Genomic DNA, 15279 nt, shown 5'->3' with positions numbered 1-15279 from the left:
CCGAGGACATCAGCGAGCCGAAGGCCGACCCGAACGAGCACGGAACGAAGATCGAAATATCCCGGCTTCATCCAGATCGCGCGGACTGGCCGCGGACCGGGACACGGCACCCCCTTGTCTCGTTACTCCTCCATGGCGACGGCGGCTGAGCTGCTGCTGCTGGTGATCGGGGCGACCAGAAGCTTGCCGTCGTCCGTCTCAATCGAGCAGGCGCTCAGTGTTTCGGTCGAGCTGATCGTCGAAAGCATTGTCTTTCTCCTTCCGTGAATGAGAATGCCGCCGTGAGGACTACATGCCTCACGGGATCCACGCGATGTCTGATCGCGGGGCTTTTGAGCCGGGCCGGTGCCCGGGTGTCTTCACGCCTGCGGACTTGCGGGGTCTCGTGGGACCGGTGCGGTCGGCAGACGCTCTGGTTGATCTATCCGGCGTAGTCCGAGGTGCGCGACGGACAGGGCGCCCTGCTGGAACAGCGCCGTGCCCGTCATGGTGAATTGCAGCCAGTCGGCGAGTGCCGTTTCGTCGCGCTCGACGTTTCCGAGCTGATCGCAGCACCTGCGCAGCTGGGCGGCCCATGTCGCGAAGGTGCGCGCGTAGTCGTCGCGGTGGGTCCGCACCTGGATCGGCTCCCACCAACGTCCGCAGGCGGCCAGGAGCTGGTCGAGCGTGAGAAGGGTGCCGGTCAGGCGCAGGCGTCGCATCGCCTCGACATACTGTGCCGCCTCGGCCGACCAGCGCGCGCTGTGCCCCCGGATCGTGCTCTCCAGCGCCAGATGGGCGCCCGGTCTGGTCCACGCGTGTGCGTGGGCGAAGAACTCCGCGTAGGTCTCGGGCGTGCCGTCCACGTTCTCCAGGAGCCCGATGCTGACGACCGCGTCGTAGGGTCGGTCGGGGGTGAAGGCGCGATAGTCGCCTTGGTGGACGGTCACCCCGCGCAGCCGCAACTGCCCGGCCTCCCGGCAGGCCTCATCGGAGGCGTCGACACCACACGCGGCTGCCACACCGCGTTCTTGGCTCAGATAGCGCAGGAGGCCGCCGTAGCCCGAGCCCACGTCGAGGACGCGTGACTGGACGGTCACCTTCGCCCAGTCACTCAGCAGCCGGTATTTCGCGAGCTGGGCGGCGTCGAGGTCGTTCGTCCCCTCCCAGAGCCCGCAGCTCAGCGCCATGGTCTTGCCCAGCCAGCGGCGATGTGCGGCGGCGTCGAGCTCGGAGACAGTCATAGGAAAGGCCTTACGAGAGAGCGGGTGATCTACGAGGCTCATACCCGCGCGATAACTATCCGTAGCGCTATGATTACATTCCGCTACCGCTACGCTCGCATTGTATTCGGGGCTCCGGAGACGGCGGAGGAACTTCAAGCGGCGAGTCCTCGGCCGCCGCCGAGGATCTAGGGGCGCCGGAGTTCAAGGAAGAAGCCATCCGCATGGCGCTGGAGGGCGAGCGGACGGTCGCGTCGGTGGCGCGCGAGTTCGGGATCAACGCCAGCGCTCTGGGCAGCTGGGTGAACCGGTATCGGATCGCGAGCGCCCAGGACGAGCAGCCGCCTTCTTCGCGGCCGAGAATCGATGACGCCGGCCAAGTACGAGCTGATCGACGCGGAGAAGGCCCACCACGCGATCGCTCGGGCTGATGGCGCGAATCCCTTAGGTCGGGTGGCCTGGAGGAATCTCACCTTCGGGCCACCCGGTCTGAGGAACTGGAGCTATGCGCCGGTGATAAGCCGTCGTTCCAGGGCGATGATCGGCTCGATGCTCTGCAGGTCGTAGTTGCTCAGGATGACGGCCGTCCAGTCCATGTCGAGGTAGACGGACCAGCTCGTCGAGATGCCGCCCGCACCACCTCCGTGGGTGATGATGCGCTGGTTGTTGTAGGTGGCGGCCACAGGCCCGTACGCCTGGAAGGTCTCCCCTCGAAGGGAACTGCCGGAGGGGTCCTCCCTCAGCGGCTTCGCGGAGATCTTTCCGTTCATGTACAACTCGGTGTAGGGCCGTGCGGTGAGCTTGCCGCCTTGCAACGCGACCGCGAAGCGCACCAGATCCGGGGCGCTGGAGAAGCCGTTGCCACCGCCTGTTCCCATCCATCCCCGTGCCGAGTTGCTGCCTTGGCCGGCGTCGCCGTAGACGGAGCCCTTGTCGAGGTTACGGACGGCGTCAACCCGCGTGCCGTCCTTCTGATACATGTACGGATGGGCGATGCGCTCATCGGCCAGCCACTGGCTGCGGTTGTAGTAGGCGGAGTCCTCCATGTCGGCCGGGAGGAAAATGTTCTGGTGGACGTAGTCCTGGAACGACTTGCCGGAGACCTTCGCCACGAGTTCGCCGAGCAGCGTGTAGCCCATACTGCTGTAGGCCTTCTTCGTTCCGGGGGCGAACTCCAGCTCGAATGTTTTCAGATTCGCCCAGAAGTCCGCCATCTGCTCCGCGTAGCTGTTGTGGATCTTCTCTGGCGGCGGCTTCTCGCCGGCGCGCCGGGCGTCGCCCAGGCCACTGGTGTGCGTCAGGAGATGGTGCACGGTGATGCTTTCGGCCATTTTCGTCGGCAGGCCATCCAGATGCTTGCTCACCAGGTCGTAGAACTTGAGCTTGCCCTGCTGGACGAGCTGCACCACAGCCAGCCCGGTGAACGGCTTGGAGGACGAGGCCAGAGCGTAGATGGTGTCGACCTTGTTCGGGACCTTGCCTTCCTTGTCCGCCCACCCGTAGGCGCGGGCCAGGACCTGACGGCCGCGGTGCGCGATCATCACGGTGCCGGAGAACTCGTCCTTGTCCGCCAGTTCTTTGATGTGCCGATCGAACGCGCCTCCAGGACGCAGATCCTTGGGGATCCGGCCAGAACCTGATGAAAGGTCGGCGGTTCCCTGCGCGGCCAGCAGGCCACCGGCCGCCAGCGGAACTGCTCCCAGGAACCCGAGTGCGGAACGGCGCGAAGGGTCGTGGCCAAGTGAGGGATGTGACAACGCCATGGAAATCCTTTCACGAGAAACGATCTGCGAGGGATGTAAGCGCGCAGGTCGTTTCCTCGGCGTTTCCGCAGCCTTCTTGAGGGTTGGGCCACGCCGAGGCCACCGCCGCAGCCGCGGCCGCCGAGAAAGGCGCGACCTACAACGAACAGGTGGCCTCGCGGATCGTCGAGGCGGATGCGGGCGAGGGCCTGATCGGTCGGCACGATCGCCCGCCGCACCCGCTCGCGCGGTGCGACGAGCGACTCGGCCGCGCGAGCGAAGTAGTCGTGCGCCTCGGATGGGTCACCGATATACAGCAACGTGACACCCGCAGGTGGGCAGGCGAGAACGCGCCCGGCGACGGGTCTCCATGCCGGTCGCTGTCAATGTCGTACCACGCGGGTGCGAGCGCTGTCTGCGCGTGTTTTCCTCGGGCTGCGATCTCTACCGGGCGTGCTCTTCAACCGCCACCCGGTCACGTGATGGGCCGCTGGGATGCGGCAGCATGGGCGTCGGGCAGGGTTTGGGCGAGGACGCGTACCGCCGATCGGATCCGCTCCTGTGGGAGGTGGGTGTATCCCAGGACGATCGCGTTGCCGGGTATGGAGGTCTCGGCGTAGCCGGACAGCGGGCGAAGGTCCAAACCTCGAGCGGCGCCACGCGCGGCGATCTCCTGGGCGGAGATGCCGTGCAGTGCGGCCAGGACGTGCATGCCCACGGATATCGGCTCCGGGCGGATGGCGTCGCCGAGCTGGCGGTCGAGTTCGTCGATGAGGAGCCGCTGGCGCTCGCCGTACACGCCGCGCATTCGCGTGATGTGCTGGGCGAGGTGTCCTTCGGAGATGAAGTCCGCGGCGGCGGCCTGCACCGCGAGCGGCACGGACAGCGACATCGTGACGGCGGCCGAGGCGAGCGCGTCTGCGATGGCGGCGGGCGCCACCACGTAGCCCAGGCCCAGACCCGGGAAGGTGATTTTGTTGAGGGTGCCGATGTACACGACCGATTGGTGATCGTCGAGGCCCTGCAGGGCGGTCAGCGGCCGGTTGTCGTAGCAGAATTCGCTGTCGTAGTCATCCTCCAGGATCCACGCATCGTTGCGCGCGGCCCAGTCAAGTAGCTGCAGGCGCCGCCGGAGCCTCATGACGATGCCGGTCGGGAGTTGGTGAGAAGGCATCACGTAGGCGGCGCGCGCACGTGGTGCCAGGCGTTCCGCCGCGTTCACGTCGATCCCCCCGTCGTCGATCGGCACGGGTACGACGTTCGCCCCGGCGAAAGCCAGAGCCGTTCGCGCCTCGGGGTAGCCGGGGTCCTCACACCACACGTCGTCGCCGGGATCGAGCAGCGCATGAGCGCAGAGGAAGATGGCCTGTCGCGCACCGGACACCACGATGATCCGATCAGGATCGGCCGTGACCCCACGCGAGAGTGTGAGGTGCGCCGCGAGTGCCTGCCGCAGGTCGAGCAGCCCAGCGGGGGCGGGCGAGGCGCTCCATGACATCGGTGCGCGGGCGTGCCGCGCCAGCATCCTCGCCCACAGCCGATGCGGAAACAGCTCCGCATCGGGTTCGCAGGGAGTGAACGCCATCGGCCGGCCCGCCGCTGACCGGCCCGCAAACGTCTCGCTCAGCGAGGTGGGGGCGGCTGACGCCAGACGCATCCGCCGCGCCGGTCGGCGGCGGGGATCGGCACTCGGCGGGCGTTCAGCTCGGCCGCCCGCGCCCAAACCGGAGAGCTGAGGACTGACATAGGTGCCGGACCCGATCCGGCGCTCGATGAAGCCCTCGGCCGCGAGTTGGTCGAACGCCTCCACCACAGTCGAGCGGGAAATTCCGAGAGAGTTGGCGAGCGTACGGGTGGATGGCAGGCGAGCGCCCGGTTCGAACTGCCCGTTCAAAATAGCCGCCCTGAACCCCTGGTGCAGCCGCCAGCGCAGGGGCCTTCCGCTCTCTTGGGCGAGTGGAATGACCAGGGGCGAGAAAGTGGCCGGTGGGCGAGGCACGATAGTGGACTGCTCCATCGCGTATAAGTGGACCTGTTGGGTTGACCACTTTATGCGTACGGTCTCGCCCATGAGGTTCGCTCTGGACGACCAGATCGCCGCACAGCCGGACATGGTCGCGAAATTGCTCATCGTCGACTCGCCTCGCCTCGATGGAGGCCGGCCGATCATCTTCACGGGAATCGGCACCTCGCTGCACGCCGCGCGAATCGCCGCGGCGTGGACGTGGCACGTCTCCGGTGGCCGTATCCGAGCGGCGGCAGTCGACGCGCACGACCTGGCGCTGTGCTATCCGCTGACCGCCGAGGATCAAGTGGTGGTGATCAGCCATCGCGGTTACAAGCGGTATCCGAGCGCCGCGCTCGACAAGGCACGCGCGGCCGGTGCCGCCACGATCGCGATCGTGGGCGCGGATGCGCCTGATCAGCCCGCCGACGTCGTCGCGCGTACGTGCCCCAATGAGACGGCCGGTACCTTCACCGTTTCCTACCTGTCGTCGCTGGCCGTGCTGGGCGGGATGGTGGCCGGTCTGGAAGGGCCGCATCGGGAGCGGTTCGCGGCAGCGCTGCGGACCGTGCCCGAGGCGCTGAAGCTGACCCTGGCTGAACCCGCTCCGATCCAGGTCGCCGAGGGCTGCGCCGCCAGTGAGCCGCTGCTGCTGGTCGGCTTCGATCTCGACGCGATTACCGCGGCCGAGGCCGCACTCAAGATCAAAGAAGGGGCTCGTCTGTGGACGGAGGCGATGTCCACGGAATTCTCCCTGCATGGCACACCCGCCGCCTTCCGTGCCGGAATGAACGTCATCAGCATCACGCCACGCGCTGACGACCAAGGACGGACGAAAACGCTGCGGGCACTGCTGGCCAAGCTCGGCGCGACCGTGTGGATCAGCGGCGAGGACGACGCAGACCTTAGGTTCGCACCGGTTGATCCGTGGATGCGCCCCTTCACGTCCATCGTGCCGTTGCAGCGGCTCACCGCGGAGCTCGCCCGGATACGCGGCACTGATCCCGACACCCTCCACGGCGGGGTGGAACCGTGGATGTCGGCCATGACCGAATTGACGTTGTGACCATGGCCCCTTCGCCGATTTTCTCGAACCCCCTCCCGCTGCCGACGGAGCCGTACCGGCCGCGTAGGACCGAATGGCTCGGGGTCACTGAGCGTGCGGGCTGGCGACTGAAGCTCATCGCCATCGCGGCCGGCAGCGAGCTTCCCGGCGATGCCGAGATCGAAGCCGCGCTCGAGGCGGCCGAGCGAGACCTGCCGCAACCCACGCGGTCCGGGACAGGCCTGGGCGCCGGATTCCTGATCCTGCATCGTGGCACTGAGGCACTGTGGGTGCTCGTGTGCTGGTGGGAGGCCGACATCCTGTACGAGCGGCTATGGCGGGCCGACCTGGGCACGACGAACCTGCGGTCCGTACCACCGGAGGGGCCCACGGCCTGCGTCTGGGAACTGCAGGCCATCGACCACGAACGGCGAGCCTGGATCAGGTATGTCCTGGAGCGCCCCGCAACTCCAGACCTTTCCGGGTATCTCACATCGGGACCTGTCACCGAGAAGACCGCGTCATGACGACACGACGCGTCGCCGTCGTCCAGGCCGCGCCCCGCCTCTTCGATCTGCCGGAGACACTGCACCGTTTCCGAGACCTCCTGGCGCAGGCGGCCGCTGAGGGAACGCACCTCGTGGTGTTCCCCGAGGCGTTCATCGGCGGCTACCCCAAGGGCTCGACCTTCGGTGCGAGCGTGGGACGGCGCGACGACCAGGGACGCGCGCTGTTCGCGCGGTACCGCAGATCGGCAGTCGAGATCCCTGGTGAGGCGTTCGAGGAGATCAGCGCCGCTGTGGCGGCCCATGGAGTCCACGTGGTCGTCGGCATCATCGAACGCTCTGGCCGTACCTTGTACTGCTCGGCACTGTTGTTCGCACCCGACGGCACGCTGCTGGCTCGCCACCGCAAGCTCGTACCCACGGGAACCGAACGCGTGATCTGGGGACGCGGCGACGCACGCGACGTCATCGTCACAGACACGGACATCGGGCGCATCGGCCTGGCCATCTGCTGGGAAAGCTACATGCCGCTCTACCGCACCGCCCTCTACGAGCGGGGCGTGCAGATCTATTGCGCGCCCACAGTGGACGATCGCGACGTATGGACGTCGACCATGCGGCACATCGCCGTCGAGGGCCGTTGCTTCGTGCTCTCGGCCAACCAGTTCGCCGGCAGGAACGACTATCCGCACGACTTCCCCGCGGCCGATCCGGCCGGCGCGGCCTCAGGGATCATCCAAGGGGGCAGTTGCATCGTGGACCCCTTCGGACGCGTGGTCACCGGGCCGTCCTTCGGCAAGCAGGACATGCTCGTCGCCGACATCGACCTCGCCGTGCTCGACGGCGCTTACCTCGACCTGGATGTCGTCGGCCACTACGCACGCCCCGACATCTTCCAGTTCCGTACCTCTCCACCAGGGTCATAGGAGAAATGCGTCCGCCGCTCGCGTCGGCAGGATCGACCACAACGTCATCGGCAGCAAGCTCTTGCGGGAGGTCGGTGCTCGTTCGCCACGGGCGATCTGGCTCACCGGACGGTGACTTCGTTCACTCCTCCTGCCACCGGAGCCGTCTCGCCCGGCGTCGCAGGAGCCCAGCACAGCGAACCTGCACTTACCCTTCGGGGCTCCCTGGTACGGATTCAGGCGGATTCGCGGATGACCAGTTCGGTGGGGAGGATGAGTGGGGTGGGCTCCTCGCCGCGGATCAGAGCGAGGAGCATGCGGATCATCTCGCGGCCGAGGGCCTTGATGGGCTGGCGCACCGTGGTGAGGGTGGGATGGGTGTGCCGGGCGGTCACCACGTCGTCGAACCCCACGACCGCGATCTCGCCGGGTACGGCCCGGCCGTGCTCTTTCAGCACGCCGAGCGCGCCCACGGCCATCTCGTCGGAGGCGACCAGCACGGCGTCGAGGTCCGGATGGTCGGTCAGCAGGCGAGCCATCGCGGCGGCTCCGCTCGCCTCCGTGAAGTCGCCGTGCGCGACCCGCTCGGCCCCGAGTCCTGCCAGTGCCAGCGCCTCGCGGAAGCCCAGGTAGCGGGATACGCCGACGTGCATGTCGAGCGGCCCGGTGATGGTCGCGATCCTGGTGCGGCCGGTGGAGATCAGGTATTCGGCCGCCTGGCGCGCGCCGTCGCGGTTGTCGGCGTCCACGTACCAGTGGTGGGAGCCGCCCAGGGAGCGTCCGCCGTGGACCACGGGGACGCCGCCTTCGGCGGCCACCTTCGCCAGAGGGTCGTTTTCCCGCAGGGCCAGCAGCATGACACCGTCGGCCCTGCGTGACTGCAGGACACGGGCCAGCCGGTTCCTGCCGCGCTCGGAGGCGGCCAGGATCAGCAGCAGCTCAAGGTCGGTCTCCTCCAGGGCGGCGTTCACCCCGACGATGACCTCGGCGAAGAAGGGGTTGGTGAACAGGGCCTGGTCGTCGCTGGAGACCGCCAGCACGACCGCGCCACTGCGCTGGGTGGCCAGGGAGCGGGCGGCGACGTTGGGTACGTAGCCCAGATCCTTGACGGCCCGCTCCACGGCCTGCCGCGCGGCCCGGCTAACATGCGGGGCGTTGTTGATCACCCGGGACACCGTGCCCCTGGACACGCCCGCCCGCTGGGCCACCTCGTCCAGCGTCGGCTGCCGATCCGTCATTTTTAGGAGCGCTCCCAAGTGTGTACGTGCTGGTCATGTGGAGGTTATCAGGCTTCCAGTCTGTGAGCGCTCCCAACGGTGATCAGGCCCTGGTGAGGGGGCTGAAGGGCCCGTCGGCCACGCGTTCCACCACGCCGTCCAAGATCTCGTCGATCGCGTCGAGCACGTCGTCTCCGAGGGTCGCCCCGGATGCCGCCGCGCTGTCGCGCACCTGCTCGGGCCGCGAGCCGCCGACGATCGCGGCCGAGATCTCCAGGCCGCGCAGCACCCAGGCGATCGCCAGTTGCGCCATGGTCAGCCCGAGGTCCGCCGCGATCGGGCGGAGCCGCTCCACGCGCGTCAGGATGTCGTCGGTGAGCAGGCGGCCCACGAACTCCTTGCGCGCCTCGGCGGGCGGCGCCTGGCCAGGGGAGTAGCGCCCAGCCAGCACGCCCTGGGCCATCGGCTGGTAGACGAGCTGGCCGACACCTTCCTTGGCGCACAGCGGGAGGATCTCTGGTTCGATGACCCTGCGCAGCATGTTGTACTGCGGCTGGTTGGACACGATCCGGTCCAGGCCCAGGTCGTCGGCGATTCGCAGCGCGTCGGCGAGCTGATCCGCCGTCCAGTCGGAGACGCCGACGTACAGGACCTTGCCGCTTCGCACCAGGTCGTCGAAGGCCCGCAGGGTCTCTTCCAAGGGGGTGGCGTAGTCGTAGCGGTGCGCCTGGTAGAGATCCACGTAGTCGGTGCCGAGACGGCGCAGGGAGCCGTCGATCGAGCGGATGATGTGCTTGCGGGACAGGCCGCGGTCGTTGGGGCCGGGGCCGGTGGGCCAGTAGATCTTGGTGAGGATCTCCACCGAGTCGCGGCGGACGCCCCGCAGCGCCTGGCCGAGCACCTCCTCGGCGCGGGTCTCGGCATAGGCGTCGGCGGTGTCGAACGTGGTGATCCCGGCGTCGAGGGCGGCGTGCACGCAGGACTCTACGGTGTCCTCGGTGAGCCAGTTGCCGTAGGCGATCTCACTGACCATGAGCCCGCTGTGCCCAAGATGACGAAATTTCATGAAGTCTCCCTTGTCGCGAGGTGTGGGGTGAGGACGAGGACCGATCGGCTCGGTGCCCCGCCGCCGATCAACATGAGCAGCAGGCGGACCATCTCCCGGCCCATCTCCTGGACCGGCTGATGGACCGAGGTGAGCCCGGCCTGCTCGGCGAGTGGCGAGTCGTCGAAGCCCACGACGGCTACGTCGGCGCGGCCCGCCTCACGCAGCACCCGCAGCGCGCCCAGGGCCATCAGGTCGGAGGCGGCGAAGACCGCGTCAAGGTCGGGCCTGCGGGCCAGCAGTGCCCGCATGGCAACGGCACCGCTCCGCTCACTGAAGTCCCCGCCCGCCACGAGATCGGAACTCTCCTCGATCCCGGAGGTGGTCAGGCCATCACGGTAGCCCCCCAGCCGGTGGACGCTGACGAGCATGTCCATCGGTCCCGTGATGGTCGCGATCCGGCGCCGTCCCCGCTCGACCAGGTGCCGCACCGCCAGGTACGCTCCCGCCTGGTTGTCCACGTCCACGACATGAGCGGCGAGAGCGGGATCGAGCGGCCTGCCGCCCAGCACCGCCGGGAGGCCGAGCTCTCCCAGGTGGGACGGGAGCGGATCCTCATGGTGCAGCGAGAGCAGCAGGACCCCGTCCACGTGGCCGCCCCCGAGATAGGCCTCCAAGGCTGACCGCTCGCTGCTCGACCGAGCCATGGTCATCAGTAACTGCTTGCCGGACGACGTCAGCTGCGCCGCGATGCCGCGTACCACGCCCGCGAAGAACGGGTCGCTGAAAACCCGCTCGGGAGACTCTGAGATGACCAGCGCGACGGTGTCCGTGCGCCGGGTGACCAGCGAACGCGCGGCTCGATTGGGGGTGTAGCGCAACTCCTCGATGGCCTTCTGCACGGTGACCCTGGTCTTCGGGCGTACCTTGGAGGAGCCGTTGAGCACGCGGGAGACCGTGCTCCGGCCGACCCCCGCGTGCGCGGCCACCTGCTCGATCGTGGGTCTCACAACCCACCGCGCCTGATCACCTCGGCGTACCAGCGCGCGCTGTCCTTGGAGGTACGGCGCTGCGTGGCGAAGTCGACGTGAACCAGGCCGAACCGCTGAGAGTACCCGTACGCCCACTCGAAGTTGTCCAGCAGAGACCAGGCGAAATAGCCGCGCAGCGGCACTCCCTGCGCCACGGCGTCGTGGCAGGCGCGCAGGTGGCCATCGAGGTAGGCGATCCGGTCGGCGTCGTGCACCTGGTCGTCGTAGGCCGCGCCGTTCTCGGTGACGTAGAGGGCGGTCACCGAGTAGTCGCGGGCGAGCCGCACGAGCAGGTCGGACAGCCCGCTCTCGTCGATCTCCCATCCCATGGTGGTCCGCGGCCGCCCGCCGTCCACGAATCGCACCGTCTCCGACCCGACGTATGGGCTCGGCTTGCCCGCCGTATGGGCGGAACCGTCGCCGGAGACTATGGCCGGGGTGTAGTAGTTGACGCCCAGGAAGTCCAGCGGTGCGGCGATCACCTTCAGGTCGCCGTCATGGACGTGCTCGAAGCCGGTCACCTCGATCAGGTCCTCGACCACGTCCGCTGGGTATGCGGCCCGGAACAGCGGGTCCAGGAAGATCCGGTTGGCCACGCCGTCGATGCGGCGCGCGGCGTCCAGGTCCTCGGCCGAGCCGGTGGCCGGGCTCACCTGGGCGGGGTTCAGGGTAATGCCGACCCGCGAGCCGCTCATGGCGCCGGCGGCCATGCCGTGACCGAGCAGCAGGTGGTGCACGGCACGGATGGCGGCGGCAGGCTCACGCCGACCGGGCGCGTGCTCTCCGGTGGCGTACCCGAGGAAGGCCGAGCACCAGGGCTCGTTGAGCGTGGTCCAGTTCGTCACCCTGTCGGCCAGCGCGTCGTGCACGGCGGCGGCGTAGTCGGCGAAGCGCAGGGCCGTGTCCCGCGCGGGCCAGCCACCGGCGTCCTCCAGCGGCTGGGGCAGGTCCCAGTGGTACAGCGTCGGCCACGGCTGGATCCCGCGGCTCAGCAGCTCGTCCACAAGGCGCCGGTAGAAGTCCAGGCCGCGCTGGTTGACGGCTCCCGATCCGCGCGGCTGCACCCGCGGCCAGGCCACGGAGAAACGGTAGGCGCGCAGGCCGAGCTCGGCCATGAGGGCGACGTCGTCGCGGTAGCGGTGGTAGTGGTCGGCGGCGACGTCACCGGTGTCGCCGTCGCGCACGTTGCCGGGCTGCGCGGCGAAGACATCCCAGATCGAAGGCTCGCGTCCGTCCTCGGCGGCCGCCCCCTCGATCTGGTAGCTCGAGGTGGCGGCCCCCCAGAGAAAGCCAGGATCGAACGTGTTCACGCCTTGACGGCTCCTTCCATGATGCCGCCGATGATCTGGCGGCCGAATGCGATGAAGACGAACAGCAGCGGGAGCGTGGCGATCAGCGTCCCGGAGAACATGAGCGTGTAGTCGGTGTAGTAGGTGCTGGACAACTGGCTGAGCGAGAACTGGACGGTCGGGTTGTCGGCCTCCAGAACGGCCAGCGGCCACAGGAACTCGTTCCAGGTGCCCATGAAGGTGAACAGTCCCAGCACGGCGGCGCCCGGCCGTAGAGCGGGCAGCACGACCTTCCAGAAGATGCCGAAGGTCGAGCAGCCGTCCACCCGTGCCGCCTCGACCAACTCGTCGGGGACTGCCCGCTCGGCGTACTGCCGCATCAGGAAGACACCGAACGCCGAGACCAGGAACGGCACGATGACCGCCTGCAGCCGGTTCTGCCAGCCGAGCTCCACCATGATCATGTAGAGCGGGATGATGCCCATCTGGACCGGGATCATCATCGTGGCCAGGATGACGAGCAAGAGCGCGTTCCTGCCGCGGAAGCGCAGCTTGGCGAACGCGAAGCCGGCCAGCGAGCAGAAGAACACCACCGATACGGTCACGGTGATGGAAGCGATCGCGGAGTTGACCATTCCCAGCAGGAAATTGGCGTCCTCGGCCGCGAAGAGCCGCGTGACGTTCTCGCCCAGGTTGCCGCCCGGGGTGAGCGGCGGCGGCCAGTCACCGACGACGTCGTTGGCACGGGTGGCGACGACGAACAGCCAGTAGATCGGGAAGACCGACAGCGCGATCGCCGCCAGCAGGGTGAGGTAGACCAGAGGGCCTGAGGTTCGCATGGCTATCTCGCTCTCCGCGTGACCAGGAAGTTGACCAGAGCGAAGACCACAATGAGCAGGAAGATCATCCAGGCGACGGCCGAGCCATAGCCGTAGTCGAAGTCTCTGAAGGCCTTCTCGAACATGTACATGGCCACGGTCTGGAACTGCCGCAGACTGCCGCCGGAGATGGCGTAGGCGCCCTGGCCGAAGATGAGCGGCTCGGTGAACAGCTGCATGCCGCCGATCGTCGAGATGATCACCGCGAACAGGATCGCCGGCCGGATCAGCGGCACCGTGATGCCCCAGAACTGCCTGACCCTGGAGGCACCGTCGATGGCCGCCGCCTCGTACACGTCGCGCGGTACCGACTGCATCGCGGCCAGGAAGATCAGCGCGTTGTAGCCGGTCCATCGCCAATCGACCATGACCGAGATCGCCAGCCAGGACGACCACTTGTCCGCCCGCCAGTCCACCGGGTCCATGCCCAGCAGGGCGAGCAGGCCGTTGGCCATGCCGGCGTCGCGGTCGAAGATCTGGCTGAACACGATGCCCACCGCGGCCACCGAGGTGACGATCGGCGCGAGCACTCCCATCCGGAAGAACGTCAGCGCACGCAGCCGCTGGTTGAGCAGGCTCGCCACGACCAGTGCCAGGAGCAACTGCGGCACCGTGGCCAGCACGAACATGCCAAGGGTATTGACGACCGCGTTCCAGAAGTCGGGGTCGGCGAACAGATCCGCGTAGTTCGCCAGCCCGACGAAGCCCGCGTCCCCTGCCAGGTCCCAGTCATGCAGCGAGACCCACGCGGTGTACAGCAGCGGGAAGAGCCCGAAGACCGCGAAGATCACGAAAAACGGCGCCACGAAGAGGTAGGGCGAGCCCACCAGGTCGAGGCGGGACAGCAGCCCCGCCCGCGACCTCGCGTGCGACCTCGCGTGCGACCTCGCGTGCGAAGCGGATGACACCTTGCTACTTCGCAGCACGCTTGGCGTCCTCGACAGCCTTGGCCCACGCCTCGTCCGGCTGGAGCTTGCCCTGCTCGACGGCCGTCAGCGCGTTGCCGACGCGGTCACCGACCGGGTTGTTGTTCGGCCCCAGGTAGACCGGCTTGAGCGCCTTCGCGCTCGCTCCGAAGATCTTCCCGACGGGAGCGTTGTTGAAGTAGTCGTTGACGAAGCCCTGCACCGCCGGGTCGTCGATGGCCTGCGGCGACGAGGGGAAGTTGCTCTTGGCCTTGAACGCCGCGATCTGCCCCTTCGGGCTGGTGAGGAACTTCACCAGTTCGGCCGCTTCCTTCTGGTGCTTGCTCTGCGTCGGCACCGCGAGGAACGAGCCACCGCGAACGGCTCCGTCGCCTGGCACGCGCGCCACATCCCACTTGCCGGCGTTCTCCGGCCCCGCCTGCTCCTCGATGACGCCGAGCATCCAGGACGGGCACGGGATGGTGGCGAAGGTGCCCTTCTTGAACCCGGCGTTCCACTGCGGGCTCCACTGCGCGAGATTCGCCGACAGTCCGCCCTGGACCATCTTGACCGCCTGGTCCCAGGCGGCCTTCACTCCGGGATTGGTGTCGATCACCAGGTTGTTGGAGGTGTCGTAGTAGGTGTGGTCGCCCTGCTGCATCAGGATGTTCTGATAGATGCCCCCGGCCGAGTCGAAGAAGTGCGCTCCCGTCTTGGCCTGAGCGAACTTCTGCCCGGTGGCAAGGTAAGCGTCCCAGGTCGGCCAGAGCTCACCGACCTTCTCACGATCGGCGGGCAGTCCGGCCTTGGCCAGCAGGTCTGTCCGGTAGCACATGCCTTGCGCGCCGACATCTGTGCCGAGCCCGACGAGTTTGGCACCGTCGTTCGTGAGCGCCTGCTTCCACTTCCATTCCAGGAAATCGGCCTTCAGCGACCCGGCTCCGTGGTCGAGAAGGTTCACGAACTGCTCGGGCTTGGCCATGAACTGGATGAGGATGCCCTCCTCCAGCGCGACAATGTCTCCGGCTCCGCTGCCCGAGGCCATCCACTGCTGCAGCTTGGGCAGGTAGTCGCCGAGCTGGGCGATGCTCTCCTGCTTGATCGTTATTCCGGGATGAGCGGCCTCGTACTGCTTGTACAGCTCCTCGTAGCCGAACTCGCTGAAGGTCTTGACCACCAGGGTGGTCTTTCCCTGCGTCGCGGCGTCCTGCGTCTGTGCGCCGGCGCCGCACGCCGCGAGCAGGCCGGTGAGGGTGGCGGCGATCAGTGGCCGCGCCAGCCGTGTCGTCATGTCATTTCTCCCCTGCTTCCGGGAGCGGTTCCAGAGCGGATGGAGGCACTGGATACACGCAACTACCTGCGTTGACGCCGCGGATTGTGCCAGTGTTCCAGAGCTTTTTCCGGACATAATTGGGAGCGCTCCCAGCCGATGTTAGGGGATTGTCGCACCGCTGAGAAGGGGGCGACGAGAGCAAGGTTCAATCTCTGCGAAACAGTTGACAGCTCGCG

Annotated in this window: 15 protein-coding genes; 5 read left to right on the top strand and 10 right to left on the bottom strand. The window is 67.6% G+C overall.

Features of this window, described 5'->3' with window-relative positions; genetic code table 11:
- Positions 1–267: hypothetical protein (locus tag AB0B91_RS14595; RefSeq protein WP_358318759.1), on the top strand; the 267-nt coding region annotated here is incomplete at its 5' end.
- A 92-nt stretch (positions 268–359) separates the two neighbouring features.
- Here AB0B91_RS14595 and AB0B91_RS14590 read toward each other — a convergent pair.
- On the bottom strand, positions 360–1223 hold the full coding sequence (locus AB0B91_RS14590) for a class I SAM-dependent methyltransferase (protein WP_358318758.1): 864 nt from the start codon (positions 1221–1223) through the stop codon (positions 360–362).
- Positions 1224–1300: 77 nt separating this feature from the next.
- On the opposite strand from AB0B91_RS14590, the gene AB0B91_RS14585 reads away from it, so the two are divergent.
- Entirely contained in the window at positions 1301–1633 is a 333-nt protein-coding gene (locus AB0B91_RS14585; RefSeq protein ID WP_358319207.1) for a transposase, read from the top strand.
- Between the two features lie 72 nt (positions 1634–1705).
- On the opposite strand, the gene AB0B91_RS14580 is transcribed toward AB0B91_RS14585, so the two are convergent.
- Positions 1706–2965: a serine hydrolase domain-containing protein gene (locus AB0B91_RS14580; protein WP_358318757.1), complete on the bottom strand. Its 1260-nt coding sequence runs from the start codon at positions 2963–2965 to the stop codon at positions 1706–1708.
- 454 nt (positions 2966–3419) lie between these two features.
- Positions 3420–4838 carry a PLP-dependent aminotransferase family protein gene (locus tag AB0B91_RS14575; RefSeq protein ID WP_358318756.1) on the bottom strand — a complete coding sequence of 473 codons (1419 nt, stop codon included), beginning with the start codon at positions 4836–4838 and terminating at the stop codon, positions 3420–3422.
- Between the two features lie 229 nt (positions 4839–5067).
- On the opposite strand from AB0B91_RS14575, the gene AB0B91_RS14570 reads away from it, so the two are divergent.
- From AB0B91_RS14570 to AB0B91_RS14560, 3 genes are read left to right on the top strand one after another with little or no spacing between them, the layout of a single operon-like run.
- Positions 5068–6015 carry an SIS domain-containing protein gene (locus AB0B91_RS14570; RefSeq protein ID WP_358318755.1) on the top strand — a complete coding sequence of 316 codons (948 nt, stop codon included), beginning with the start codon at positions 5068–5070 and terminating at the stop codon, positions 6013–6015.
- A gap of 2 nt (positions 6016–6017) precedes the next feature.
- A complete protein-coding gene (locus AB0B91_RS14565) occupies positions 6018–6521 on the top strand; it encodes a hypothetical protein (protein WP_358318754.1) in 504 nt (167 codons plus the stop codon).
- On the top strand, positions 6518–7426 hold the full coding sequence (locus AB0B91_RS14560) for a carbon-nitrogen hydrolase family protein (RefSeq protein ID WP_358318753.1): 909 nt from the start codon (positions 6518–6520) through the stop codon (positions 7424–7426). The genes AB0B91_RS14565 and AB0B91_RS14560 overlap by 4 nt, the downstream gene beginning before the upstream one ends.
- A gap of 215 nt (positions 7427–7641) precedes the next feature.
- On the opposite strand, the gene AB0B91_RS14555 is transcribed toward AB0B91_RS14560, so the two are convergent.
- The 7 genes from AB0B91_RS14555 to AB0B91_RS14525 all read right to left on the bottom strand — a co-directional run bounded on the left by AB0B91_RS14555 (position 7642) and on the right by AB0B91_RS14525 (position 15061).
- Complete coding sequence (locus AB0B91_RS14555; RefSeq protein ID WP_358318752.1) at positions 7642–8643, bottom strand: LacI family DNA-binding transcriptional regulator; 1002 nt, start codon at positions 8641–8643, stop codon at positions 7642–7644.
- Between the two features lie 82 nt (positions 8644–8725).
- Entirely contained in the window at positions 8726–9688 is a 963-nt protein-coding gene (locus AB0B91_RS14550; RefSeq protein WP_358318751.1) for an aldo/keto reductase family protein, read from the bottom strand.
- Entirely contained in the window at positions 9685–10677 is a 993-nt protein-coding gene (locus AB0B91_RS14545) for a LacI family DNA-binding transcriptional regulator (protein ID WP_358318750.1), read from the bottom strand. Before AB0B91_RS14545 ends, AB0B91_RS14550 begins: the two co-directional genes overlap by 4 nt.
- Entirely contained in the window at positions 10674–12008 is a 1335-nt protein-coding gene (locus tag AB0B91_RS14540; protein WP_358318749.1) for a GH1 family beta-glucosidase, read from the bottom strand. Before AB0B91_RS14540 ends, AB0B91_RS14545 begins: the two co-directional genes overlap by 4 nt.
- On the bottom strand, positions 12005–12826 hold the full coding sequence (locus AB0B91_RS14535) for a carbohydrate ABC transporter permease (RefSeq protein WP_358318748.1): 822 nt from the start codon (positions 12824–12826) through the stop codon (positions 12005–12007). Before AB0B91_RS14535 ends, AB0B91_RS14540 begins: the two co-directional genes overlap by 4 nt.
- A 2-nt stretch (positions 12827–12828) precedes the next feature.
- Positions 12829–13791, bottom strand: coding sequence for a sugar ABC transporter permease (locus AB0B91_RS14530; RefSeq protein WP_358318747.1), 963 nt, complete (start codon positions 13789–13791; stop codon positions 12829–12831).
- Positions 13778–15061 carry an extracellular solute-binding protein gene (locus AB0B91_RS14525; RefSeq protein WP_358318746.1) on the bottom strand — a complete coding sequence of 428 codons (1284 nt, stop codon included), beginning with the start codon at positions 15059–15061 and terminating at the stop codon, positions 13778–13780. The genes AB0B91_RS14530 and AB0B91_RS14525 overlap by 14 nt, the downstream gene beginning before the upstream one ends.
- Positions 15062–15279 lie beyond the last annotated feature (218 nt).

This window comes from Nonomuraea sp. NPDC049141, from assembly GCF_040648415.1.
GTDB lineage: Bacteria > Actinomycetota > Actinomycetes > Streptosporangiales > Streptosporangiaceae > Nonomuraea.
This window is presented reverse-complemented; position numbering and strand designations above follow the sequence as displayed.